Origin of the sequence: Rhizobium leguminosarum bv. viciae USDA 2370 (assembly GCF_002008365.1) — a bacterium.
GTDB classification, from domain to species: domain Bacteria; phylum Pseudomonadota; class Alphaproteobacteria; order Rhizobiales; family Rhizobiaceae; genus Rhizobium; species Rhizobium leguminosarum.
Genome location: NZ_MRDL01000023.1, coordinates 56,321 through 81,801, shown reverse-complemented (window position 1 = coordinate 81,801; position 25,481 = coordinate 56,321). Strand labels below are relative to the sequence as shown.

The 25,481-nt window shown below is 55.9% G+C and carries 21 protein-coding genes and 7 pseudogenes; 14 read left to right on the top strand and 14 right to left on the bottom strand.

Features of this window, described 5'->3' with window-relative positions; all coding sequences use genetic code 11:
• Positions 1-837 precede the first annotated feature (837 nt).
• The 3 genes from BS629_RS10600 to BS629_RS10590 form a co-directional block, all read right to left on the bottom strand.
• Positions 838-1,824: a molybdopterin-dependent oxidoreductase gene (locus tag BS629_RS10600; RefSeq protein WP_028734623.1), complete on the bottom strand. Its 987-nt coding sequence runs from the start codon at positions 1,822-1,824 to the stop codon at positions 838-840.
• Positions 1,825-1,829: 5 nt separating this feature from the next.
• Positions 1,830-2,852 carry a carbon-nitrogen hydrolase family protein gene (locus BS629_RS10595; RefSeq protein ID WP_018484255.1) on the bottom strand — a complete coding sequence of 341 codons (1,023 nt, stop codon included), beginning with the start codon at positions 2,850-2,852 and terminating at the stop codon, positions 1,830-1,832.
• 63 nt (positions 2,853-2,915) lie between these two features.
• The gene (locus BS629_RS10590; RefSeq protein ID WP_077988180.1) at positions 2,916-3,299 is read right to left on the bottom strand and encodes a RidA family protein; all 384 of its coding nucleotides are present in this window, start codon (positions 3,297-3,299) and stop codon (positions 2,916-2,918) included.
• A gap of 180 nt (positions 3,300-3,479) precedes the next feature.
• On the opposite strand from BS629_RS10590, the gene BS629_RS10585 reads away from it, so the two are divergent.
• Both BS629_RS10585 and BS629_RS10580 read left to right on the top strand, forming a co-directional pair.
• Entirely contained in the window at positions 3,480-4,400 is a 921-nt protein-coding gene (locus BS629_RS10585) for a LysR family transcriptional regulator (RefSeq protein WP_077988179.1), read from the top strand.
• Between the two features lie 163 nt (positions 4,401-4,563).
• Positions 4,564-5,769 (top strand): aminotransferase class V-fold PLP-dependent enzyme, encoded by a 1,206-nt coding sequence (locus BS629_RS10580; RefSeq protein ID WP_077988178.1) that lies wholly within the window; start codon positions 4,564-4,566, stop codon positions 5,767-5,769.
• Between the two features lie 209 nt (positions 5,770-5,978).
• Here BS629_RS10580 and BS629_RS10575 read toward each other — a convergent pair.
• Positions 5,979-6,684 (bottom strand): annotated as a pseudogene (locus BS629_RS10575) (IS6 family transposase).
• A gap of 181 nt (positions 6,685-6,865) precedes the next feature.
• Positions 6,866-8,101: a trans-sulfuration enzyme family protein gene (locus tag BS629_RS10570; protein ID WP_077988229.1), complete on the bottom strand. Its 1,236-nt coding sequence runs from the start codon at positions 8,099-8,101 to the stop codon at positions 6,866-6,868.
• 79 nt (positions 8,102-8,180) lie between these two features.
• Here BS629_RS10570 and pdxR point away from each other — a divergent pair, with 79 nt between their 5' ends.
• On the top strand, positions 8,181-9,659 hold the full coding sequence (pdxR, locus tag BS629_RS10565; RefSeq protein ID WP_077988177.1) for a MocR-like pyridoxine biosynthesis transcription factor PdxR: 1,479 nt from the start codon (positions 8,181-8,183) through the stop codon (positions 9,657-9,659).
• A gap of 131 nt (positions 9,660-9,790) precedes the next feature.
• Positions 9,791-10,584 (top strand): annotated as a pseudogene (locus BS629_RS10560) (AMP-binding protein); the annotation flags it as partial.
• A 292-nt stretch (positions 10,585-10,876) separates the two neighbouring features.
• Here BS629_RS10560 and BS629_RS10555 read toward each other — a convergent pair.
• From BS629_RS10555 to BS629_RS10545, 5 genes and pseudogenes are all read right to left on the bottom strand, one after another.
• On the bottom strand, positions 10,877-11,995 hold the full coding sequence (locus BS629_RS10555) for a ferritin-like domain-containing protein (protein ID WP_077988176.1): 1,119 nt from the start codon (positions 11,993-11,995) through the stop codon (positions 10,877-10,879).
• A gap of 99 nt (positions 11,996-12,094) precedes the next feature.
• A pseudogene (locus BS629_RS40325) lies at positions 12,095-12,202 on the bottom strand (GMC oxidoreductase); the annotation flags it as partial.
• A gap of 129 nt (positions 12,203-12,331) precedes the next feature.
• Positions 12,332-12,955, bottom strand: a pseudogene (locus BS629_RS40500) (GMC oxidoreductase); the annotation flags it as partial.
• Positions 12,956-12,967: 12 nt separating this feature from the next.
• Entirely contained in the window at positions 12,968-13,132 is a 165-nt protein-coding gene (locus BS629_RS38895) for a hypothetical protein (RefSeq protein WP_158081455.1), read from the bottom strand.
• A gap of 366 nt (positions 13,133-13,498) precedes the next feature.
• Complete coding sequence (locus BS629_RS10545; protein ID WP_077988175.1) at positions 13,499-14,713, bottom strand: IS256 family transposase; 1,215 nt, start codon at positions 14,711-14,713, stop codon at positions 13,499-13,501.
• Positions 14,714-14,772: 59 nt separating this feature from the next.
• On the opposite strand from BS629_RS10545, the pseudogene BS629_RS10540 reads away from it, so the two are divergent.
• A pseudogene (locus BS629_RS10540) lies at positions 14,773-15,216 on the top strand (transposase); the annotation flags it as partial.
• Positions 15,217-15,271: 55 nt separating this feature from the next.
• Here the strand turns inward: BS629_RS10540 and BS629_RS10535 are convergent.
• Positions 15,272-15,397 (bottom strand): annotated as a pseudogene (locus BS629_RS10535) (transposase); the annotation flags it as partial.
• A gap of 657 nt (positions 15,398-16,054) precedes the next feature.
• Between BS629_RS10535 and BS629_RS10530 the strand changes: the two are divergent.
• From BS629_RS10530 to BS629_RS40495, 9 genes and pseudogenes are all read left to right on the top strand, one after another.
• Positions 16,055-16,723, top strand: coding sequence for a hypothetical protein (locus BS629_RS10530; RefSeq protein ID WP_131624552.1), 669 nt, complete (start codon positions 16,055-16,057; stop codon positions 16,721-16,723).
• 109 nt (positions 16,724-16,832) lie between these two features.
• Entirely contained in the window at positions 16,833-17,111 is a 279-nt protein-coding gene (locus BS629_RS10525) for a hypothetical protein (RefSeq protein ID WP_018068327.1), read from the top strand.
• 244 nt (positions 17,112-17,355) lie between these two features.
• Complete coding sequence (locus BS629_RS38225; protein ID WP_131624554.1) at positions 17,356-17,760, top strand: hypothetical protein; 405 nt, start codon at positions 17,356-17,358, stop codon at positions 17,758-17,760.
• Between the two features lie 177 nt (positions 17,761-17,937).
• A complete protein-coding gene (locus tag BS629_RS38220; protein WP_131624556.1) occupies positions 17,938-18,411 on the top strand; it encodes a hypothetical protein in 474 nt (157 codons plus the stop codon).
• Between the two features lie 137 nt (positions 18,412-18,548).
• Positions 18,549-19,550, top strand: coding sequence for a hypothetical protein (locus BS629_RS10510; RefSeq protein ID WP_077988171.1), 1,002 nt, complete (start codon positions 18,549-18,551; stop codon positions 19,548-19,550).
• An 84-nt stretch (positions 19,551-19,634) separates the two neighbouring features.
• Positions 19,635-20,651 carry a hypothetical protein gene (locus tag BS629_RS10505; protein ID WP_131645741.1) on the top strand — a complete coding sequence of 339 codons (1,017 nt, stop codon included), beginning with the start codon at positions 19,635-19,637 and terminating at the stop codon, positions 20,649-20,651.
• 260 nt (positions 20,652-20,911) lie between these two features.
• Positions 20,912-21,148 carry a type II toxin-antitoxin system VapB family antitoxin gene (gene vapB, locus BS629_RS10500; RefSeq protein WP_018496487.1) on the top strand — a complete coding sequence of 79 codons (237 nt, stop codon included), beginning with the start codon at positions 20,912-20,914 and terminating at the stop codon, positions 21,146-21,148.
• Positions 21,148-21,567, top strand: a complete 420-nt coding sequence (locus BS629_RS10495; RefSeq protein ID WP_077988169.1) for a type II toxin-antitoxin system VapC family toxin — start codon at positions 21,148-21,150, stop codon at positions 21,565-21,567. Before vapB ends, BS629_RS10495 begins: the two co-directional genes overlap by 1 nt.
• A 255-nt stretch (positions 21,568-21,822) precedes the next feature.
• A pseudogene (locus BS629_RS40495) lies at positions 21,823-22,056 on the top strand (amidase family protein); the annotation flags it as partial.
• A 146-nt stretch (positions 22,057-22,202) separates the two neighbouring features.
• Here BS629_RS40495 and BS629_RS10485 read toward each other — a convergent pair.
• From BS629_RS10485 to BS629_RS10480, 3 genes are all read right to left on the bottom strand, one after another.
• Positions 22,203-23,801 carry an asparagine synthase-related protein gene (locus BS629_RS10485; RefSeq protein ID WP_077988167.1) on the bottom strand — a complete coding sequence of 533 codons (1,599 nt, stop codon included), beginning with the start codon at positions 23,799-23,801 and terminating at the stop codon, positions 22,203-22,205.
• A gap of 72 nt (positions 23,802-23,873) precedes the next feature.
• On the bottom strand, positions 23,874-24,032 hold the full coding sequence (locus BS629_RS39155; RefSeq protein ID WP_165505241.1) for a hypothetical protein: 159 nt from the start codon (positions 24,030-24,032) through the stop codon (positions 23,874-23,876).
• Positions 24,033-24,380: 348 nt separating this feature from the next.
• A complete protein-coding gene (locus BS629_RS10480) occupies positions 24,381-24,935 on the bottom strand; it encodes an acyl-homoserine-lactone synthase (RefSeq protein WP_077988166.1) in 555 nt (184 codons plus the stop codon).
• Between the last annotated feature and the right edge of the window lie 546 nt (positions 24,936-25,481).

Genomic DNA, 25,481 nt, shown 5'->3' with positions numbered 1-25,481 from the left:
GACGACAACCACGCTGCCTTGGGAGGCGAAAGGTTTTCCCGAGAATCTGGTCTTCCGAATGAGGTAGCAGGGTCAGCTACTATTCGTGCACATTCGGCGAACGCAATTGTCGCCGCGAGAATCGTTGGGCGCGCCACGCTAGACTATCGCGCCGGCGGTTGCGTACCTACAGAGGTGAACAGTCTCGCAGCAGATTCAGCAAAGGTACATCCGATTAATGTCCTACTCCCCCCATGGCAGCCACGAGCCGACGCACATTCGCCGATGTCGAGAAAAATACCAGTCATTTTCATAATTTCTTTGCGAGTGACAGAAAGCGAGGCGTGTTCGTCGGGCCCATATTGCCCACAATCGGCGTACGAATGAGGTATCCAGATTGTAGGTAGTCCGAGGACATCGGCGAAGAGGTCGTGGCAGCGAGCCTCCCAGATTTGGCAGGAGTGAGGGCTCTTGCGCATGGTTTTCTCAATCGAGTCACAAACGAAATGCACCCCGTGATGACTAGGGGAAAGACGGGTGGCCATGATGACGATACCAGTCCGCATTCCAAAACAAGCGCCCTGGTGTCGCCAATGATCGGATGACAAGCGCGGACAGGTGCTGCGACAACTGCTGATCTATAGCGCATGATCGCGATCATCGCCTCGGCCGTTCAATAGGCGGTTTTTGTCATGCGTGGGCCGGTGTGACGGCGGGCTACCGCCTCTGTTCCACCCGATCGCAGGAAAGCTCTTGTCCTGTCGATCTGGCAGACCGTAGTGCCGCTGGCTCATCGAGAAATCTCGATTTTTTCGTGCGTCGGTGGACGCCCATCCCAATGTCGCAGTGGGCTCCGGGTCAAGGATCAACTTCAACTTTAACCGTGTGCACCGCATTTCTCGCGTCAGTCAGCGGCTGTCCCGCCCCACATTCATCCGTGCACCGACATAGCAAGATATTCTGGCCTGATGTAGGGGTCCACGACAACTCGAACCGTTGCCAACTCCTTCCTTCGCGCGGCCCTACTGAGGCAGTCCGCCAGGAGCCTCCACCGTCCACGCTGACCTCGACGCTGGAGATCTGGTGATCTCCCCAAGCCCAGCCCCATATTTTCGTTGGCATGTCCGCTGACAGCAGATCATTTGGGGACGGCGATACGATAACGGACTCCGGGGCGACCCCCCAAACCGGCTTCATCCCCGACGCCGCAGGGTCATTGTAGAAGCGCGTCGTATAGGCGCCGCTTGCGCGCCGATCCGCAGCCGTGATCGAACCAACCCATTTTACGGAGTTTGTACCATACCAACCTGGCACGACCAGTCGAACCGGTCCTCCGCGCTCTGGAGTGAGTGGCCGACCGTTGATCTCAAGTGCGAGGATAACTTCTTCTGCAAGTGCTTTGCCGATCGGCAGGTCTTTTTGATAAGCTTCTTCAACATCTGCGTATTCGCCCCACTCGAGGCCGGAAGTCCAGATGTAGGACGCATGGCTGCTGATCTTTGCGCGTTCCAGAACGAGCGACAGCGGCACACCTTTCCAAATTACATTTCCGATCCTGCGTTTAGGCACTGTCGGAGCAAGCGGACTTCCAGCGCATTCGTGAACCGACATGTACTCGCGCTGTGGCATTGCTTGAAGGTCAGACAGATGCAATCTCGTCGGGTTACCCACGAGGCCATCGACATCCAAATGCCAATGCTCGGGGTCGATCTCCAGGAACCCCATATGCGTTACCAGAAAAAGATCATCTTCAGGGGTGATCCACGATTTAAGGGCATGAACGCCGTCGGCAGGGCCCTGGAAGGAGAAACCCTTCTTGGTCATGTGCATACCCGTCCGCGCCATCACCTTTACTCCGGCATGGCCACGGCCTCAGGGCTCGTTAGAGCGTCCTCAGCGCGGCCTTCCAAAAATCTGATTGGGTTTCGACGCATCCGGTTCACGGTGACGTCGAAAATATCGAATCGGTTGTAACCAGCAACGACGTCGTGAAATCGTTTCGGCTCAACACAGTCGTCGAGATCGATTTGGGCATAGCCGATACCTTCGTCGGTCATTTCGTCACCAGTTGCCGCTCCAGTCGGCCCTAGGAAAAAGCTAGTGGCCCGCGGACTGGCATCTATGATCGCTTCGATCGCAGGATCATCCAAGGCAATGGCTTTGCGTGCGACTTCGTCCAGGTGCCCCGCCACGATGATCCCGAAGCACTTGGCCTCGAAGCAGTGCGCAGAGGCACGGATGCGGTTGGCAGCTCGGTTGTCGTAGTTGTCGCTTTCTGTGGGAACGCGAGTGGGCCAGATCGGCGGATAGCTACTTATATGAACTTGCTCGCCTTGCGTCATCAGACTGTAGCGCGCGAGCGGATTTGTATTTTCCCCGCAAATTAGGCCGCCAATGCGACCGATTCTCGTGTTTGCGACGACCAACCCTGCGCCATCGCCCGGATCCCAAACTAGTTTTTCAAAGAAGGTTGCGACCAGTTTTCGATGGTGGATCAGGATTTGGCCGGTATCGGAAATCAGAACATTACTATTCCACAAACCTCCGACACTTGCCGGGTTGCGCTCGGAAAAACCGATTGAAACGAAAACACCGTTATCGGAGGCGGCCTTTCGCACACGCTCAATTTCCGGGCCGTCAATGTACACCGAAGCTTTCAAGAAGCGTTTGAAATGTTCGTGCGATTGAATGGGCGGGTAAAGTGCTGCCCAGACAGGGAAACCGGGTAGAAAGCTCTCCGAAAATACCACGAGCGACGCGCCGTTTCGGGCAGCCTCTGCTATCACCGAGCAAGCTTTTTCCGCGCTCGCCCCAGGATCGAGATAGACGGGGGCAATATGAGCAGCCGCGGCCCAGAATTTCATGTTTCCCATCGACATTCCTCTACAGATCCAGGCTCGCCATCAGCCATCTCGACTAGCTCGGCAAAGGCAGGCTCAAGATTGCCGCTTTGCTGTTAGACCGATTTCAATGCGTGCTCCAAGCGGCAGGCTGGCGCAGCCGATTGTGGTGCGGGCCGGGTAGGGCGATGAAAAACGCGTCGCGTAAATCTCATTCATCTGGCCAAAGTCACCCATGTCGGTGAGATAGACATTGACGGATACGACATCATCCGACCCCAGGCCCGCTGCCTCAAGGACTTGAAACAGATTATCGAAACACTGGCGTGTCTGGTCGGCTACATTTCCGTCGACAAGTTTGCCGGTGCCGGGGTCTAGCGGTGTCTGGCCGGAGCAGAACAGAAGATCGCCGGCCCATGTCGCGTGCGAATACGGTCCCACTGCCGCAGCGGTTAAAGCATTCACAGTTCGTCTGGACATGCGTTCTCCCAAGGTAGGTTCAAGTAGTGCGGGCTGCTGGCGATAAGCGTTTCCGCAAGATATTTTGCTTCACTGCGCACCACACATACAGCGGCACAGCACGTTTGAAACTATCAAAACGAATTTGCGAGCCAACCCGAATAGGATGCACTACCCTGTGCAAAAATAGACGGAGGTAGCATGGCGACTGCAATCGATCATCTTGATTGGGACGATCTCAAACTCTTCCTCATCGTCGTCCGGTGCAAGAGCGTGACCGGCGCCGCTCGCGAACTAAAAGTCAGCCATTCCACCGTATCTCGCCGGCTTGCTCGTCTGGAATATACGGTTGGCGGTGCACTCGTCGAGCGGACCAAGGACGGACTTCTGCTGACACCGGCCGGCCTGGTTACAATGCGGCGAGCGGAGGAAATCGAGAACGGCGTGAATGCTCTTCGCAGCGACGTAAGCAATCGTGACGAAATACGCGGCACAGTCAGATTGGCCACCATGGAAGGCATCGCAACGCTTTATCTCTCCGAGCGCCTCGTTGAACTCAGTAGCCGGCACCCTGATCTTGACCTCGAGCTTGTAACATCGCCGCAAACGGTTCGGGTCGCTCGCCGGGAAGCGGATTTATTCCTAAGCTTCTTCAAGCCCCATGGAACTTCTCTGGACAGTCAGCTGATCGGACGTTTCAAGACTGGCTTATTCGCTTCGCAGGCTTATCTTGAGCGCAATGGAGTTCCCTCTCAAGCGGCGGATCTTAGCGAGCACCGCTTTGTTGGCTATATCGAGGAGCTGATTCAGCTTGAAAGCGTGCTCTGGCTAGAGGAACTCGTACCCACCCCAAAAATAGCGTTCAGCTCAAATAGCATGATGTCGCAGATGTTCGCGGCGTCTGCGGGCGCAGGAATTGTAGCCCTTCCCGAATTCGCACTCAGTCTAAACCTGGGTCTCGTTCCAGTGCTCGACGAACTGAGCGGCGAGCGCGAGATCTGGATGTCAGCACACCAGGATCTAGCTTATCTTCCAAGAGTGAGAGCCGTAAAGCAATTCGTGAAAGAGCTGCTACGTCGTGACGAACAACGCCTTCTGAGAAACTCACCTTGGTCTTCGTGAAGTTTCGCAAATCGGACTGTGCGGAGCGCTCTGGCCGGCTGAATTGGCGGACGCTTACGCCCCGTCGCTCAATTCTGCACATCGGGTTGCGAAGTTGTCAGCTTCCGTGACAACGCCGATTGCGTCAACAAGATTTACGCTCGATCAAAGGAAGGAATCCCTCATGTCGCAAATCAGCCGCAACGCTCGCAAGACTTTGGACCTTCTTCGCTTGCGTGCTGATACCCCCGGCACAAAAAACAGAAACCACCTTAACAATGCTGGCGCTGCGCTGATGCCGAGCCCTGTTATTGAAGCGGTGGTTGGGTACCTAAGGCGGGAAGGGGAGATCGGCGGATACGAAGCCGCAGCTGAGTCCAACTCTCTACTGGAGGGGACATATGACAGCTTGGCTACATTCGTAAACTGTGGCCGCGACGAGATTGCGATAGCTGAAAATGCGACGATCGCTTGGCAACGCGCCTTCTATTCCCTCTCTTTCGGACCTGGAGACCGGATCCTGACGGCAAGTGCCGAATTTGCAGCCAACTACATCGCCTTTCTGCAGGTTGCCAAGCGCACCGGCGTATCGATCGAAGTCATTCCGAATGACGCTTCTGGGGTCCTTGATCCGGACGCACTGGCGAAAATGATCGATGATCGCGTTCGGTTGATAGCGGTCACCTGGATCCCGACCAACGGCGGGCTTATCAATCCAGCAGCAGCGATCGGCCGAATAGCGCGCGAAAATGGCATTCTCTATCTGCTCGACGCATGCCAAGCCGCGGGGCAAATCCCGATGGATGTTAACGCCCTTGGCTGCGACATCCTTACCGCTACGGGCAGGAAGTTTCTCCGTGCGCCGCGGGGCACTGGTTTCATGTACATGCGCAAATCCGTCCTGGAGAAGATCGAGCCAGCCATGATCGATCTCTATGGTGCGCCTTTGACTGCACCGGATCGATACGAATTGAGACCTGATGCCAGACGTTTTGAAACGTGGGAGAAGAACTATTCGGTTCGTCTCGGCCTGCGGGCAGCAGTGGACTACGCGCTCGACATTGGGCTCGAAAATATCGAAGAGCGCTGCAATCACCTTTCGTCAAAGCTTCGCGAAGGCCTGAGGGGGATGCGTGCCGTGTCCGTACATGATCTCGGGACGCCCCTTGCGTCCATCATCTCATTCACTGTCAACGACTGGGACTCGTCAGCTGTCATGGCTTATTTGACAGGCAAGGGAATCAACGTCTCAGTTTCCCCTCCTTCCAGTACACCCGTCGACGCCTCTACGCGACAACTCCCGCCCGTGGTGCGAACGTCGCCACATTATTACAATACCGAGGAAGAGATCGATGCATTCCTGGAAGCGATTGCTGGTATTGCCTCGTAGCTGATGTGCTCGCCTGACGAATGAGCGGATTTTTTCAAGAGGCAAAGCAGTTGATGCGACCTTACATCAAGTCGTGACTGCATGCTAAGACCAAGCCCTAACTGTCCGTACCTGTTAGGCAGATCATGGCAGGCGCATCTGCCAATCCCGCCGGCATCGTAAACTTAAGGGATGAAAGGCCAGCGAAAGACGCCATCCGCAGATATCTCTCATGCTCGGGCAATTTTCGCCCACAGGCTCATCGCCGCCGTGCGCAGTTCGCGATGGTGGCCGGAGGAGATGTCGTGGCGCGGGATTTGAAATAGGTTGGCGATCGGATCATGGATGGAGACGAAGCGTTGTAGATGTCGCTGTGACTTGAAGCGCTTCATGATCCGCTCTCGCCGCCGGACTGGTTGGTGAGAATTCTCCGCCCGATTATTCAACCCTTTGTGGGAGCGATGATCTACACCCGGCATGATCTCTCGCTTTGCTGCGCCGTAGGACTGCAGCTTGTCGGTGATCATCGCACGCGGCGACCGTCCCTGACCCTTCAAGAGCTTGCGCATCAGGCGCTTGGCGGCCTTTGCATTTCGGCGGCTTTGTACGAGAACCTCCAGGACGAAACCGTCCTGATCAACTGCGCGCCACAGCCAATGCTTCTTGCCGCGGAATTGAAACAACGGCTTCATCGAGATGCCACTTGTCCCCAAGCCGACCGGATGATCGACGACGGATCTCGTTGGCAAAGGTGTGGCCGAATTTCTCCGCCCACAGCCGGACGGTCTGGTGCGAGACAATGATCCCACGGGCAGCCAGCAAGTCCTCGACCATTCGCAGGCTCAGAGGGAAACGGAAATAGAGCCACACGGCGTGGGCAATAACTTCAGCGGGAAAGCAATGTCGACGATAGAGTGGATCACGGTCTGTCATCAACCTTCATCGCACATCGAATTCCACATTCCGTTAAGTTGACGATGCCGCTTCCGCATCGATCTGGCCGTCGCGATCCATGGGCGTGATAGGGAACGCGGACAGGCCGCTCAAAAATTTCATTTTATACTCCGGGGTTCGTCTCATTTGCCGAGACGTTGGTTATCGATTGAGCCCTGCCACGTCATAAATCTTGCAGAGCCTGACGCAGATCGGCGACGAGGTCGCTGACATCTTCAAGCCCGACCGAGAGACGGACGAGGTCTTCCCCAACTCCTTCGATCAGATGAGCATCTTTCCGGAGCGCCTGGCGCGCCCGGGTTATGCTGGCCGGATGATAGATGAGACTGTCCGTGTCCCCCAGGCTCACGGCGCGCGTCAGCAGTTGAAGCCGGTCCAGCATCGTCCGTGCACCGTCGAAGCCCGCATGAAGGCCGAAAGCAAGCATGCCGGCCCCCTGCGTCATTTGCTTGTGGGCGATCGTATGATCGGGATGGGAGTCCAGGAAGGGATAGCTCACCCAGGCAACGGCGGGATGCGCCTCAAGCATGTGCGCGACTATCAGTGCCGAAGCACTGTGTCGCTCCATCCGCAGAGACAGCGTCTTCAGGCCGCGCAGGATCAGGAATGCAGAGTGCGGCGACAATGTCGCCCCTGTGATGTAGCGCAGGCCGGTTTCGTGCAGCGTATGGAGTGTTTCAGCGTCTCCAAGCAGCGCTCCGCCCAGGGTATCGCCGTGCCCGTTGATGTATTTCGTCAGCGAATGCAGCACAATGTCTGCGCCGTGCTCGATCGGGCGCTGCAGTGACGGCGAAGCGAAAGTGCTATCGACCGCGACCTTTACATTCCGCGCATGGGCGCGCGCTGCGATGGCGGAGATATCGAGGATGGCGCTTAGCGGATTTACCGGCGTCTCGAAATAGACCAAACGGGTTTTATCTGTGATCGCCGCGTCGAGATTGTTCGGATTCGATAGGTCAACCGGGACTACCCTGATCCCGAAGCGAGGCAGACACTGCTCGACCATCGCAACCGTATTCGAATAGAGCGTCTTGTGCACGACAAGCTCATCTCCCTGCGACAGCAAAGATAGGACCAGGGTGCCGAACGCGGCCATTCCGGTCGATACCACAAGCCCTGCCTCGGCCCCTTCCAGGTTGGCGAGCCTCTTCTCGAGGATCTCTGTGGTCGGGTTATATTCGCGGGCATACAGCCTGCCCCCGAGCGCTGCGGCGGCATCATTTGCCGCAACGCTCTCAAAGCCATAGGTCGATGTCAGAAAGACAGGTGGCTGCACTGCTCTTGAGAAGTCAGCAGGATCGAACGCGTGATGGATTGCGCGGGTATCAAATCCGAGACGCGCGCCATGCGACGGATCGGAGTGGTCCTGGACATTGTCTTGTTCGCTGCTGGCCGTCATTGGTTCGGTATCCTCTTTGCTTCCGACCACAGTGGCAGCATACTGGTCCGCTCGAAACATCCAGTTCTGCGGAAAGAAAATGGTCCAGTTGGAAAGCCAGGCAGTAGCCAAGCACGCGAAAATGGGAGCACGCCAGATCTACGAGGCGCTCAAGGATCAGATCCTGAGCCACGTTTATGAAGCTGGCGGTCAGTTGCCATCATCGCGAAATCTGGCGAATGAACTTGGTGTGTCGCGAACGACGGTGACAGTCGCCTATGAGCAGCTTGCGGGGGAGGGCTTCGTGGAGCAGCGCCAAGGTGCCCGCGCGCGGGTTGCAGCGTTTCCATTCGGACAGCGTCCGAGCGATGCCAGGCTCAAGCAGCAGGGTGCTCAGCGCCTGTCGGCCTATGGCGAAAGACTTCGGGCGACACCGCCATGGCTCGATTGTTTGCCCAACTCACTTATGATTGATTTCCGTTACGGAGACCTCGCTCCATCCGATTTTCCGGCGCTTGCCTGGAAGAAAGCTGTCAATGCGGTCATCGCTCAGCGACCGAGCCGACTTGCCTATGATGACCCGCGAGGATCGCGGCGTTTACGGCAAGCCCTGCGAGGATATCTTTGGCGCGCCAGAACATTGCAGTGCGATCTGGAGCAAATCATCATCGTGAACGGATCCCAGCAAGGCTTAGACCTTTGCGCACGGCTTCTGCTCGACCCTGGCAGCGAGTTCGTCATCGAAAACCCTAGCTATCGAATGGCTCGTCAGATCTTCGCCAGCACCGGCGCCTCTCCGGTCCCCCTCGCCGTCGACGGCGAGGGTCTGAAGACCGAGCTCTTGGAGGGAGTACGGGTTCATCTGGCCTATGTCACCCCTTCCCACCAGTTTCCGCTTGGCGGCGTGATGCCGATTTCTCGCCGTCATCAACTTCTCGAATGGGCGCGGGAAAACAACGCCTACGTGATTGAGGACGATTACGACAGCGAATACCGCTATGACATCAGTCCGGTGCCTCCTGTTCATAGTCTGGAGGCTGGAAGCAACGTCATCTATCTCGGTACGATTTCCAAAACGCTGTCGCCGATGATGCGCATCGGATATCTCGTTGTGCCGCCGAAACTGCAGGACGTGTTCGCAACCGCCAAGCAACTGTTCGACAGACATTCGCCGGTGACCGAGCAGGAAGCCTTGGCGGCTTTCATCGAACGCGGTGGTTATGAAGGCCATGTGCGCCGCGTACGGCGGCTGAACAGAGACCGCCGTGAGACGTTGTTGAAAGCACTGCAGTGCGCATTCGGCGAGCGGGTCACGGTGGAAGGCGCTGATGCCGGATTGCATGTTGTGGTCTGGTTCAACGAATTGCCGAAGTCGTCCGAGACGGCTTTGCAGGAAACCGCACAACGCGCCGGCATTGGAGTTCATGGCATCTCAGCCCTTTATGAGCCACAACCAGATGAGGCGACGGCAGACAAGCTCGGGCTTGTAATGGGGTATTCAGCCCTGACCCCACAGCAGATCGAGAAGGGGGTTCATCTCCTTCTGGCAGCGGTCGACACAGTGAAAGAGCAATTCTGACAGTTGCATTCGGCATCGCCAAAACCGAGGAAAATGCGAGAGGCGGTGCTGCATGACAGCCACTCGGATGCAAAGTGGGAGACTGGACCAGCAACAAGGGATCAAACTGGCACTGTGCGGAAGGCCAGTTCCCCGCGCCTGAGGCCGTGCTGGACATGGTCGAAACGTTCAAACCAACCGTACTTTTTGGGTTGCCGACCCTCTACACTGCTCTAGTTCGCGCAAATTCAGCCAAGACAACGGATCTCTCGTCGCTGCGGCAATCGAGTCGGCGGCCGAAATCCTCCCGGAAGACATCTACAATGCCTGGAAACATCTTACCGGGCACGGTCCGACCGAAGGGCTGGGTTCGACCGAGCTTTTACACATCTATCTTTCCAATCAACTCGACGATCACCGTATCGGTGCCGCCGGCGCGCGCGTTCCGGGCTACGAAATCAGGCTCGTCACGCCAGATGGTGAGCCGGTAGAACCGGGCGAGGAGGGCGCAATGCTCATCCGCGGTCATTCTTCCGCGCCTTGCTATTGGAACCGCGCCGACAAGACGAGCGAGACGATGCGTGGAGACTGGATGGTTATTATTACTTTCTGGGTCGCACCGACGATTTGATCAAAGTCTCCGGGCAATGGGTCTGGCCGATGGAGGTTGAACGCTGCCTCAACGAACATCCCTACGTGCATGAGTGCGCCATCCTCGCACATGAAATTGGAGGATCGCCGTATGACATTGCGGGCCGCGGTGAAATTGCGCGATGGCGCAGTGCACGGCGATGTGCAAACCCGCATCCTGCGCGACTACGTGAAATCGACTTTGATGCCCCACAAATACCCACGCATAATTCAGTATGTCGCCGAACTGCCGAAGACCGGAACAGGCAAGATCGACCGGCAATCATTGTTAAAATTGCCGGTCCCCGTGGATTGAACGGCCCGCGGCCCGCGCGGTTTAGTACGGCTCGGCTGTCGTGCGATCTCCCATCTGAATGCGAAGAGGAACAGTGATTTTATGTCTTATGTTTTCTGGCGTTGGTGCACGGATGTGGAACTGAACGGATGGGGCAAGGTGACGAAGGGCGGTGAGCAGCGTGTCGGCGACCTCGCTCCCGACCACCGTGTCGAGCGTGTCGAGAGTTCCGCCAGGCCCCCTCCCAAAAGATCGAAGCGGGAAACGGCCGTCAATTCGACAGAAAGGTCGAGAAATGCATCGAAACGGCTACTCATGCGATCACCTCCGCCTGCCCGGTGACAGCTGCCTGTTTGGCACTGTGGGGAATCTCGTAGGTGGGGCTGCTGTACTTACCGGGATGGCCCGGCAGGGGATTGCGGATCAGTTCAACGATTATATTGCGGAATTCGAACATGATCGGAACGGCTTCCAGCAGCAAGCTCGGCTGGCCATTATAGGCACGCGTCAAAAGCTCCAGAAACTCGCCATAACATGTATTGAAGTCGGTCGCCGCCTCACGCAATTCCGAGCCTTTGGATATTTCCGCCACCTTGAGGTTCGGTTTGATGGCATAAGCGCCTTCCCAGTCGACCTGCAAATGCGGACCCGTGGGGTGGTCGGGCTGATCACCTTTCCGGTAATAGCGGCCTTTGACCAGTTCATCGAAACGATAGTAATGGGCCAGTTCGTGCTCGTCATCGTCGTAGATACCACCACCGTCACCTTCCCCCTGTTCCATGATGAGCTCTATGGCTTCGAGGGCGCTTTTCAGATCGGTCACGGGAAACAACTCACCGCCGCCGGAATAATAATATTCCGAGGTAATCTGCCGAAACTTGTCGCCGATAAAAATCGTTGTGCCCGCCCGGCGCGCTTCGGCTTCTAAGTATTTGATGCCGTCTGCGATTGCCGAATAGAACTCGCCAATACTGTAAAAATGGAGATCTTCGTGCCTCGGATCACTGCCAAGCGCTGTGATATGCGGGGAGTTCTTGCGTTGTATCAGGCCCATGCCAGCGAGATGTTCGGGGCGCCGGGCCGGCCGCTCGATTTTCAAGAATGTCGCCAGCGCTTCACGGCTGAAAGCCTGTATGCTGACCTTAAAGTCGGTCTCGCCGTCAGGGAGCGAGGCGGGATAGTTAACCGCGAAATCTGGCCTAGTAAGATCCGGCGTGCCACCGATGGCATTGAGGATATTGGCCGCAATGGTCAAATCCAGCATTTCTTCCACGACGATCACGCGAAGAACTTGCGCCGCATCCCGGTTTACACCGGGCTTAATCGAGTAAAGTGCAGTCAGATACGGCGGAATCGTCGCATGTTCGAGCTGCATCGCACGGTGGAGAAACTCTTTCAGCTCATCGAGCGTCTTAATGCCATAAGGATCCATCCTCAAGCTCCCTGGAATATAGTTAGGTGCACAGTCCGGCTTCGTGTCGCTTGCGTCGAGTCCCGCAGTTCGTTCCGCGTATCGGATATTGGTCTTTGTTCAGTGCAGAGACTTCAGAATGTCGCGGCCGCTTCGGAAGCACATGGCGGCCAGCGTCAAGGTGACATTGGCCGTGCCGATCGTCGGCATGCTGCCGCCGCCCACCAGANGCAGTTCGTTCCGCGTATCGGATATTGGTCTTTGTTCAGTGCAGATATTCAGAATGTCGCGACTGCTTCGGAAGCACGTGGCGGCCAGCGTCAAGGTGACATTGGCTATACCGAATCGGCCCACCAGATAGAGGTTTTCGTGGTCCCAGCTGCGCTGGTTCTTGTCCACGACGGAATTGGTCTTCGTCGTTCCCATGATGTGGGTGCCGGCCAGATGATTGCCGCCGCGGATCGCATAGCCTTGCCTCATAGGCCACACAGCCGAAATCGCTAGGGTCGTAATGGGTATGATCCTGCGCGCCCAGACGCGTAAAGACGGTGCGCGCAAACTGGCGGCCATAGGCGGCACCCTTCATGGTATATTCCGGAGCCGTGAACGACAGGATGGGCCGCATATTGCCGCTTAAGGTCCGGATTGAACGATATAGGTCGAGCTATCGGTTTCCCCCGCCTGCAGCTTGCGAAGCTGCGTGCTGCGGGGCATGGCCGCGTTCGCATTCAGCGGAAAGGGCGACTGGTTATCCTTGGTGGCTGCCGAATAGAAGGTCGTCAGCAGATCGTTATAGCCTGCCAAAGAGCTATTGGCACCGGTTCCGGCTTCAAGCACAAGGACACGCTTGCCAGCTTCTGCAGCCTGCTTGGCAATTATAGCTCCGGAAATGCCGGAACCAACGACGACGATATCGTAGTCGCCAGACGCTGCGACAGACTTGGAATCCGCCTTCAGCGCTGATTCGAGTGGGAAAAGCACTTTGATCCTCCATCATTCCAGCAAAGCCGCATCAGGAAAATAGCGCGACAACGCAACCAAGTCGGTCTGCGCGAAGGCAGGTGTCAGAGTAACCACACGCGCAAGAGCGCCGATGGCCACGCCTGTACTGGTCAAATCCGCAACTGTCGTCGGCTGACTCCAAAACGCTGCTGTCATCGGCTGACTCCACAATTGATTGAAATTTGGCGGGACAAGACGCCGCTAGACTAGCTATATTTGTGATGTCGTAAATAAGTACTATTGCTCAGTTTGTTGCCGTTTCCGATGAGGTCGTCCTTTGTTTCGAGATGATTGCGCCGCCGGCTCCCGGATGGGCGGTGTCACGTTGTTTGAATGTGGCCACGTGAGGCCGAGCCTGCGCTTTTCAGGCAGGCCGTGCACTCACGGCTTCCCACGCGGCCATTGCCTGGCGTCGATGGGTTCGAATTTGTGCTGCGGAGCGGTTGGTCTGGGATGGGACGAAGAGGTTTCGGAGGGACTGTCAGGAACTTCGTGTACGGGCGTGCGGTTGAACATTTGCTCTTACGCCCTTGCGGCCTGAAAGCGGTCCGCAAAGAGAATGGCGAATTGGGATTTTGCCATCGCCCACTCCCTCGGCGGCATTTTCCACTCTTTCTCCGATCTGTTCAAGACCGGGTAGAGCAGTTTTGTCGCCGCCTCATCGCTCGGAAAATGACCTCTTGCCCGGACGGCGCGACGCAGCTTGGAATTTAGGGCTTCGATGGCGTTGGTGGTGTAAATGATCGGGCGAACATCCCTTGGAAAGGCGAAGAAGGGGATGACCTCCTGCCAGGCTCGCGGCCAGATCTGGGCGACGGCTGGGAATTTCCGACCCCAAAAGCCACCCTCGAACGTTGTCAGCGCCGCCTCCGCCGCCTTGTCATCGATGGCTCCGTAGATTGCTTTCAGCTCGCGGGCCAAATCCTTGCGGTCCTTCCATGGTGCAAAATCCAGAGAATCGCGCAGCAGATGGACGATGCAGGTCTGCACCGTCGTTTGCGCGAAGACGGCATTGATGGCGTCTGGAAAGCCCTTCAGGCCGTCGACGACGGCGATCAGGATGTCCTCGACGCCGCGGTTCTTCATCTCGTTCATCACCCGCAGCCAGAATTTGGCACCCTCATTCGTTTCGATCCACAGGCCGAGCATCTCTTTCGTGCCATCGCCGCGCACGCCGAGCGCGATGTGCACCGCCTTGCATGGCCTTCGTCTCTGATCTTTGACCCGCAGCGCATCGAAGAACACCAACGGATAGACCGGCTCCAGAGGCCGCGACTGCCAGGTCGCAACTTCGTCCAGCACCGCGTCGGTGACGGCCGAGATCAAGTCGGCCGACACGTCGATCCCGTAAAGATCCTGGACATGCCCCACGATCTCACGCGTGCTCATCCCACGCGCATACATCGACACGATCTTCTCGTCGAAGCCAGGCAAGCGGCGCTGATACTTGGCAAGCAATTGAGGATCAAAGCTCGACTGCCGGTCGCGCGGGATGGAAAGCTCCAAAGAGCCGCTATCCGTCAGCACTGTCTTGCGGCCGTAGCCATTGCGGCTGTTGCCGACGGTCTCTTCGTCGGAGAGATGATGATCCATCTCCGAATTCAACGCCCGCTCCGCCAGCGCCTTCTTCAACTGATCGAGCAGACCGTTGCTCTCGAAAGCCGTTTTCGCATCAGAACCGGCGAGAAGCTGGTCCAAAATGCTGTCCGCGATGATAGGCTCTTTCCGTCGTGCCATGGGTGGTCTCCTTCGTACCCATTATGCACGCCCGTACACGAAATTCCTGACAGTCCCATCAGGATGCTGGCGATGTCTCTCAAGTTGCGCCACTCCTGGACCAGATTGGCGGTCCGATCGGACAGTTCACAGCCGACGGTGCCTATGATGGAAAACCTACATACGAGGCAGTCATCGATCATAGCGCGGCGGCGGCTATCGTCATTCCGCCTCGCGCCAACGCGGTCGAGCCAAGCGACGATAGACCTCCCGGCCAACGGAACCGGCATATCGCCGCAATCAACAGTGACGGCCGGATGAAATGGCAGGTCTCTAACGGCTACGGCTAACGCTCGCTGGTTGAGACGGCAATCGGGCGATACAAGTCCGTCATCGGGCGGCGTCTGCGGGCCAGGTCGCTGCCTGGTCAGCAGACCGAAGTCGCCATCGGCTGCGCCGTCCTCAACCGCATGCTTGCTTTCGCACGCCCGAAAGCCGTCCGCCGCAAGGCAGCCAAGCCATAATCAGCCGTTTCAAAGATCCCCATCCCTTCAGTTCCACATCCGTGCACCAACGCCATCGCCATTTGTAAAATGACGCCGTGCTCATGCCATGTTCCCGGCAAAGCTCGGGTACAGGGACACCGCCTTCCGCCTGGCGAAGAATGGCAAGGATTTGTGGTTCGCTAAATCTGCTCGTCTTCATCGAAATCTCCTCGATCATAAAGCCGGAGAAAATTCCACTTTTGAAGCCCCTTAATGGCGGGGAGGGTTACCAGTACCGTCAGGGATCGTAACTGGCAAATTCCAATTGGCCTATTCAATTGGGGTACGTCATGACGTTGCGGCATTGTCGCTACCTTTGTCGGTTACGTGACAGGCGCCCTTGTTGTCAATCGCGTATTTTCGCGCCACATAACTGGAATCGCAGCGAATTATTGTTCGTCATCTCAATCGGCCTGCCTGGCACGAATCTTGAGAGCTATTGCGAGGCAGCGGAACGGCCTCCGCATCCGCATTGCGGGATAACCGCATTGCTTCGAACACATGAAGGAACGCCAAGCATGCCCAACCTAAAGGTAGGTGAAACAGCTCCCTCAATGGACTCCGCTGAACAATCCCTGATCGATCGCATCTGGACGGCGATAGACGCGAAGGATTGGGAGACGGCACGTTCGTTACTAGAAGATGGCATCAGTGTTATGCCGGACAGCCTCAACCTACTCCAGTTATGCAGACAGTTGACAAATTGCAAGACATGGAGGCCGGCTGCCTGATTCTACGCAAATTTGTCCGCCTTGCAATTGAGAAGGTCTCAAAAGACTGGCTTCTTGGAGCGATGGATCAACTTTTGGAGGATGTAATGAACGGCAGACTTAGAAAAGCACGCATCTTAACATTTGAACCAATCACGAATGTCGGAAGAATAGAGACAGTACTGCACCATATTTCTGTATTTAGATCCGATCCGGCCGTTGAGAACGGAGTATCAATTACCTCATACGGTCGCGGACAGCTCATAGGCGTGATGTATACAGTGCCTGCACATGGGCAAATTGATGTCGCCTTAAATATTAAACTTCAGTGTGTTACTCCATCAGACGTGATTGCATTGAACAACATGATAAAAGGAATGCTTGACGCTTCGCATTCTCATAAATTTGAGGAAACAGAATCGACGAACGTTAGCGGAGGCTTAGGATTCTTCGCTTTTTGGTCGGGCGGCGTGTCAGCAAGTTATAGTGATGTCAAACACACGTTGGACGGTTGGGGCCTGAGTGCGGAGGACCAGCGGAAAATCGTTAACGGCATGATGGAGATCGCTCAGAACGAGTCAACGTTCAACTACAAGGGCACTATATATAACCGCGACTTCGATTATGACGTGACCGGTAGTCTCTTTGCAATCGTTATGGATGCAACAATCCAACAAGGGCAATATCACAAGCAACTGCGATTTTTGGCTCCCAAAGTACACCTCAATACAAATGACGGCGACAGCCTGCCGGTAGTTGGCACACTATACTCCTGATGTATCGCGCTCGCCGAACGTGGCTTGGCTCCTGTATTGCGGACAGACGATTCACAAACCATGGCAGCACTAAAGCCATTAAACGTCGTCAGAAAGGAGTTGTACGGGCATGGATTACTACCCAGCGCAGATAATATCTAAAGGCGTAAATAAAAGCGTAAAGATCTATCGTCTTCATGGGATCGATAAGGCGCAAGCAATACAGCGGCTGAAGGACGGCAAGGACGTATATACGACCAAATCAAAGGCTAATACCCTGGCGAAGGAGCTCAGCCGAGGCCAGGGCATTTGGAAGGACGACGCCCATGTGATCGGTGGCTATCGGCACTACCATGACGTAGATCACCACTACCGCAGCCACATTTTTTTTGGCGAACCAAAAGTCTAAATCCACGAAGATTCCTCCTGAAGGGTTAAAATCAATGGCAGTTCAGAAAATACAATTTTCGCTTTTGCATGGGGTGTTAGCTCCTGATGGCGCTCAAGGCCCGTAAGCGGAAGATTCATTATCGGTCGATGCTCATGGCGACGGAATAAATTCGGGCATCGACTATACGATCCAGCGCATTCAGAGGGCTGGGTGGACGCAGAAATTAAGGTCCCAGCACTGACGAGCCAAGAAGCTCAGGATATTGACGCGCTGTTCAAAATCCCTTCTTTCGGCATCAGCTCGTGAAGAGGTCCAACATTATGAAAGCGTCCATGGAAAGGGGAACCTGAATTTCTTCCGATATCTTTTCGGCGGCGTTGAGGCAGGTTATGATAAAATACGCCACCTTCTAAAGAACGTAGGCCTGTCAGAGGATAACATTAAAACACTTGTTTCGACGATCGCAGATATGGCGGATCGTATCGCTCAAAGCATCAATACCGGCAACGACTATTCAGTGGCCGGTGAACTGAAGATCTCGACGATTCAAGGAAAGGTCATCTCAGGCAAGAACATGATCCAATATCGTGTTCTGGCGAATAAGGGGACCGCTGGTTCGAACGGTGCAACAGCTCCGGCGAATGTGGAAGCGATTCCACTCAACTAGGTGCCTTTGCGGGAGGGCCGGACATAGGCTGCCATGAGCTTGGGTTCGTAGGTGAGCGTGGCCCGCCCCCGGTAAGCTAAATCGGGGGTTGCTCTCGAAAGGCCAGAGCCGAGCCCTAATGAGACAAAGCAGTAAAAGAATTCAGCGGCCAACCACCAAAACGCAGTGGTGACAAACATGAAGTTTGAAGGCGCCTCAAGATTTCCCACTCGTAATTTTCCTTACCACCGGAATGCCTCCGGGCTGTCTCGTGACGGGCTCGCCGATCCCCTAAAGGATACACCGACCGGCGCCGCGGCGCGCTTTATCCTAGGGATCGACCGTAAGGCGTCGGTGCTCGATCCAAGGGCAGAAGCTTCACCAGTCAATGACGCTTTTGCGAAGCTGGTCCTTGCTCCCGGGCACCGGCCGGAGACCCTGCTTGAATTGCTGGCTGTCCTTGATGCTGTTGTCGGCCCAGATGCGCTCCCAGATCAGCGGATCTATCGGGTCACAGACGGCGGGCAAATTGCCTGGGATCCTTCCACTGCAGATCTAGATCGCCATTTGAGGCTGGTTGTGACACGGCACCGCGAACAAGATGCCGAGATATTCGTATCGACGGCGCCTCCTTTCAATTCCAGCGGCATCTTTTTACAGGTTTTTGCCTAGGATCCGGTCGCAGGCGCTTATAATTTTTACGAGCGGCGTAGTGGAACCTGGTCTTGGGCTGGGAACTCGTGGCATTCGCTACAAGCGCCAACCCGGGGGCGCGGTCCGTTCGACAGCCATGTAACGGCGGACCGGTCATGAAAGAGCTGAAAGTGCCATGGCTACACTGGCACTCTCAGGCGTCGCCGATTCAAGACGAGATCTTTGCTCCTGACGATCCGTTGCGATCAGACACTCTCTACCACAGTTCGCAGGTCAAGGGTGCTGAGGATCTCGAACTTATCGTGCGCTCTGGCACCTCCCGTTGGACGAAATCGAGATTCGATCGTGAGGCTCAAAATGGCATCCTTTCCAATGCCCAGAGCTTCCTACGACAAGTTGTCACGACGACGACGGTCAATCTTACATCCTCTCCTCAACAGTCGGCATCACTGGCGCCAGATGAGCTGCTTCGCTTGCCCACGACGTTCTTCTTGAACACAGAGTGCCTGCTTGATGAACTGAACATACCTGCGAACATCCAGCGTCTGAAAGTTCCGGGCGCGTTCTATACGAATTGCCTCAGTCGATACGCCGTCCAACGGCAGGACGGGGGCGTCGTGGTTCAAGGGGATGTCGATTTCGCCTTCGCCGTTCCGGAGCCGTCTCTGGAGGACCGGGTTATTCTAGCCGGCCTGCTGGGAAGAGGTGTTCTGTCCCGTCGCCTGGCAGCCTGTTTGCTTATGGTCGATTTCCAGAACCCGATCTTTTCCCGAAAACGAGAATATCTGCTGCGGTTTTTCCCCACCCAAATGAAGCTGGACGGCAGCGGCGAGGCGCTTTTCGTTCAGGCCGTTCGCGATCCCGGAGGCGAAATGGGGGCAGAGTTCCTCTCCCTATGGGACGTCGATCCAAGCGGCTGGGAACAGTCGTTCGCAACGATGATCGAGACCCATTGGACGAAGCTCACCGAGAAGTTGGGTACGGCAGATGGCTTTGACGAAATTTTTCGGCTGGCCGAATCCAGACGTCGGCAGTTCCGTAAGCGCCCCTTGTCGGAGTTCGGTCTGACATTGCCGATCGCCAGCACTCTTGAGATCACTGATTTTCTACGCATGGATGTCGACGCCCATGTTTTACCCGACCCGGAGGAAGCGTGATGCCAAGTTTTGACCCACCTGGATTCTTGCAGGACTTCAACCAGCAGCAACAAGAGGCTTGGAGTGACTGGATGTCGCAACAGCTTGACGATGCGAAGGCCGGACAGCCGGACGTACGATTTTGACGCCCCGCGCCCACGCTTCTTCAACGTCGCTAAGACGCCGTTGGCGGCAGATGCTGTCGAAAAAGATATAAGCTGGACCGCGTTTCCCCGCCTGGTGGCAATCGATGCGGCCACCGACGAAGAGCGTTGGAAGACCGCTGACGGAAGCAGGGACGTGCAGGACGAATATTGCGAGTGGAGTGTAACCCGCTTGGCCGACGGGCGTATTTCGCGCGTGACATTTACCTGCGAGGGGCCCGAATACTGGCAATTTCTCGCGGCAACCGATCCAGCTAAAGTTTTGGACCTTTACCGTGGCCACATAGACCCTGCGGTTCAGCCGAATGATCTTTTGACCTCGGCCGGAACTTATAATCCGAGAAACAAGTGGAACAGCGGGACGTCTAAGGGTGCCATGCACCTGATCCAACAGAACAACACTCTTGGCGCAGAGATTGAACTCGCCGCCGGGGCGAGCAATACGCGTGCGCCCAAAGGCGTGTTGTTGACGAACGACCAGGACCTCATTCGATGCGGCGCTTATGGGCAAGCGGAAAGGCATAGTGACCCGACCATCGGGGGCGGCGTCAATTTATTGGCGCGGACTGACGCAAACATTTCACTCGCCAATCCGGTTGGTATCTATTTCGCAGGTTTGAACACGGCCGGTTGGGCAAGCCCGGATGGGACGCAACCGGCCCTCTTCTGGAAAATTACGCGTGGAACAGCTGAAAAGGCTGTCCGCGCTGTTTTTGAAGTACCCGCCGATCGGGGCTATTTGGTCAGCGACGTCACGATAAACGGCAAGCCTATCAAGTTCGGTGGACAAATTTCTGATTTCATTTCGATGAAGTTGACAGGGGTGGCTATGAACATCGGCAAAAGTGCTCACCCTCCGATCGCGGGATGCAAGAGTAGGGCGGCCAAAACCGCGGGGTTGACGAAGATTGACGTCGCATCGACGCTTCGGCGACCCGCTACCCCCGCCAGATACTAGGATCAGGGCCTTCCTCGCGGCCGCGCTCAGAAGAAACGGGGGCTCGCGCGACCCGAGCCGCCGAAGGATGGGCGCCTTGATGCCCTGCTGGCCAATACCCGTTGGCGGGTGGACCAGCACACGATTCGGCACGAGCGACCTCACCCTGTTGCGAGATGCGCCCCGTCGCCCCAAGCGCCAAACATTTACGTACACACTGGGGATGTACTATTTGGAAAGCCTAGGATATAGTACATCCACGTACACACAAGGCTAATGACATGCACACCACTAAAGCTTTCAAGAATGGAAATTCCCAAGCGGTTCGCATACCGGCGGAACTGGCGTTTGAGCGAACCGATGTTGAGTTGGAGATCGAGCGCATCGGCGACGAGCTTCGCATCCGTCCTGTGCATCGCTCCCTGGCCGGCGTTCTGGATGTATTCGCCCGCTTCTCTCCGGATTTCATGCGTGACGGAAGAGAGTCCCATGAGCAAGACGAGCGGGACAAGATCTGATGGCGCGCTACATGCTCGATACGAACATGTGTATCTACCTGATGAAAAACCAGCCGGAGCAGGTCGCTCGCCGCTTTGCCAGTTGCTATGTGGGGGACGTGGTGATGTCCGCCATCACCTTCGCGGAACTCGAGTACGGTGTTTCCGCATCCGATGATCCGGAACGAGAACTTGATAATCTCTCCGCCCTGGCCGAGCTAATCACGGTAGAGCCGTTTGGGATCGCAGCAGCGCGTGCCTACGGTCCGGTTCGAATGGCGACGAGAGACCGGAAGAAAGATCATCTCGACAAACTGATCGCATCGCATGCGATCGCTCTGGACACGGTATTGGTGACCAACAACACGCGGGACTTCCTGGCGTATCCCGGACTGAAGCTCGAAAACTGGCTGGACGCGGAACGCAGAGAAACCAATTAACCCGTCCCAGCGGCTATGCCGTGAGGGGCGGGCAGGAGGGGACCTTGCCGGCGCTCGTGCCGGTAAGAGGGCGATGTTAGAGGTTAGTTTTCGCTCGATGAAAATAGGTTTCTGGAGACAACCTCCAGTCGGAGCGCTTAATGCTGAAATCGATATCGCTGTGTCGTCAGCGATGGAAACGCTAGCAGATCAGGGCGCATCCATCATCCCATTTACACTTCCAATCGATGACGTCTTGGACTTGTTCGATCATCATTGGATGTGGCTTTAAACGGCGTGGACGTCGTTATCTCGCCCGCCGCCGCCCATCTCCCTTTTGCAACGGCCATGAACGCTCCACCCGATACCGGAGTCAAGAGTTGGACTGAATGGACTGGCTTTAGCTACCCGCTAAATTTGACAGGGCAACCTGAATGTGTGGTCTCCTGCGGTTTTAGCGCCACGGGGCTACCTATCGGTATTCAGATTATTGGTGCACGAGGTGCGGACGGCCGGGTTCTATCTGTAGCGAAGGAAATCGAAAGTCTTATTGGCCGGTATTGCGAGAGTAATCACGATCTGCCTCGCGACGGCACCAGGCGGAATTGTAAGGGACCTAATTGCAGGCGTGTCGAAGTCCCGATGGGTGATCTCCTTCAAGTTCCGTCAATTCGCCGAAGCATGTGTTCAACGTTAATCGCGTGGAAGATAAAGCCGAGCTCGCCAAGCGGAGAATCGTATCGGATAGCGTCTATTGCGGCGATCAGGCGGTCAGCATCGATCAGTCCCAGTTCATGCAGCAGGCAACGGCGGGATAATTGACTAGTGATCTCGCTAGCACCGATAATCAGCGAGCCGGACAGATAGTTTTCGAAATTTTCTCGTATAGAAACGGTGAAGAACCGTTCGGGATATCCAAGCCGTTCCAACATCCGGCGATGCAGCGCCTTTTCGTGCCTCCAGGCTAAAGGCAAACTCCGATAAAATCGTACGGCTTCTGGCTGGGCGAATGGGCTAATTGGCCATATGCCATGGCTCGCAAACAAAGGAGCCCGCGCGGCGTGTGCCTCCAATACCGAGATCGGCAGAATAGGAAAGGGTGCCCGATCGCAGCTTGCTGCATAGTCGGGCAATCGGTTTTTGAGCACCAGCGTCATGGCGGAGGGAAGGATCGCAGGAAGGAATGAATCGCTAACATTACGAGCGAATTGCTCGTGATTTTGCTCGAAAGCATGGGCCATTAGCAACTCATCACCGCCTGTGCCAGTTGCGACCGCCCGTGGGGCTGAGGCAGTTGTGAGCGACTTCAATAGTTGATGGAGAGGCCGCTGCAGATCGGCATTGTAGGGAGCGGGAACGTAGTCGCTACTCACTTCGAACCCACACGGAACCATTGGTATCGTGTCAACACGCAGCGTTTGGTCGTGGAAGCCAAAGTGCTCGATTGCTATTTCGCGCCGCGAAGTCTGTTGACTTCGAGCTGGCCCCTCGACCTCTAAGGCATAGGTTTGCAGGGCGTCAGGATGCTGCCCCGCCAAAATGGCGGCAACGACTGCCGAATCCAATCCTCCGCTGAATTCGCTAGCCGTGAGGGCGGGTGTGAGCGGCCAGCGACGCAGCAGAGCGTCGATCAAACGGCATGCTGCGGCTGCAACATCGGCCTCATCCACAAGCGGGGTCGGGATGAAATACGGTGCCGGAGGCGGATAGTGCGTCTCGACGGCTCCCGTCCTGCTGATGCAAAGTGACGCGCGCTCGGTCAGCATGAAAACACCGCGAAACATCGTGGTTGTTGCATAGGGGAGCGTCCCCACAAGACGCAGACCAGTTCGGTCCGTGTCGACGTCGGCCAGGGTCATGCCCGAATAAAAGTCCGCTATCGACCAAGAGAGATCAATTCGCTCGCCGCTGACCTTCAGATAAAGTGGCGCAACACCTCCATGTCCGGCGCTGAAGGTAACCGTGCCGGAATGGCGATTGATCGAAATTGTCTGATAGTCCAATCGCCATTGTCCAAAAGCACAGAAATCATGCGCTCGTTCTATCGGCCAATCCCTGAGCGCCATAACCTGCCCATTCGGTTCGGCCGAACGCTCGCGGCAGATCAGGATGATTTGATCAGCGGTGTCCCACCGGAAGTTTTCGAGCAAAGGATGGTCTAGGATCTTGATAGAGATGTTGGGGTAGGGCGGCGGATACATCGGGGGCTCAGCCACGCACTCGAGATGACCTCGGTCAATCGTTCCCTTGAACATGGATGATCGCTTGGTTGATGAAAATCTAAAGGGCAGTGACCGCCGCCTTGGCGACGGTCACACGGATGAAACTTAAACGTCCAGTTTGTCCATGTCTCCTGGCTTGCCCCCCTTGATCATGGCAGCAATTTCTGTGGTCGAAGGGGTCGGTCCGACGCGCGGCGCCTTGGCAAACACGCTCAACTCGCTACCGATTGGATCAATGGGCTTACGGCTAGCTATCGTTTCCATGTTATGACTCTCCGTTGGTTTTCCTCGCCGTCCCCCTAAGGGGCCAATGACGCGATTGACTGAGGTACATTGTCCCATGCCGTTCTAGGGTGGCATAGGCTGCGGAAGTATTTGGCTGCAATCGATCCGGGCGGCTACGCGGCTGGCTCTCTGACCTATGCATTGAGCGTACGACAATCGCCCGGTAAAGAAGCGGGTCTGCCTGCGATGCGGCGCCGCTTGTACAAAAGAATTCCAGGCGGGGACTCGTCCTCGCTTGTGAGCCGGACTGGCGGCGAATTGGTGACCAAAACTTCCTGAGACGTAATGTTCAAACATCGAGCGGAATTTCCTATACCAGCTAATTGCCTAAAACGTCTGCGGAAAGGACGATGGGATGACTTCGAGCGGCACGACTAATTCTTTTTCGAAAGTGCTAGGCTCTGAGAGGATGTGTGTTTGCCACCCGTTGGCATGCAACGAGTTTATCAGCTTTGGGTGCGTCTCGCCGATGAGCGAGGTAATGCCAGCAACGCGGCAAAACTCCATCAACCCGATCATCAAAACACGCGATACTGGAACCCCGTCAATCTTTTCGTCACCGCTTGCGACCGCCCACCGCGTCCATTCGAAAACGTCGTGCGACCTTGGCCACTTTTGACCTCGCATGATTTGCGGGTAGACGGTTGAGAGAAGATGTGGCTGCACAGTAGGAAGGAGCCGAGAATACCCGATCACCGCATTGTTCTTGAGAACGCTAAAATGAATAGCGCAATCGTGATCGAACTGATCTATTTCCCGTCTGTCACTCTTGCGTAACGCCTCCCACCCACGTCGTTCCACAAATTGCTGGTGTCGAAATCGCCAGATTTTCTCCATGATTGCGGCGTTAGCCCGAGAGTGCCCAATGCAAATCTTGATCATCGCTACCTGACCCCCGGATCACTATGCACGATCTTTCGGTCCTTCAAAATGAGTAGAATTACTCACCTCTGCGCTGGGGCGAGGATGATTGGCGACTTTCTCGCGCAGCATTCGTCGCGCAATCATGATTTGAATCCGGACAATCCCGCGCGGCGTGGGAAGGCGGTTTCGGAAAGATCGGGCAACGGGTTTAGAATGCCGACATCTCGTGCCGCTAGAGTGAAATTGCAGAGCATCGGTGTGCTCAAAGACGCCTAAAGGCTCGATCGAGCCGGCTCTCAGGCCGCTTTTCGTTTGGTGTGATTGCGTTAGAAAACCATCTCGGCCGGTGCTTATCTGCTACCGACTAAATAGGCTTCGACCGCTCTTACCGTCCCGGGTCTCGGGGGCATGGCTGTGGGTTAATGGTAGTCTGTCAGGGAGTATATCTACTCATTTACGTCACCCAGAAATACTTATAGCTGAATTGGTGCCTCCAATAACACTCGCCTCAGTTGGAGCTGGGCAAAGAAGCGGTCCAAACGATTGGATCAGTCCTGGCGTGAA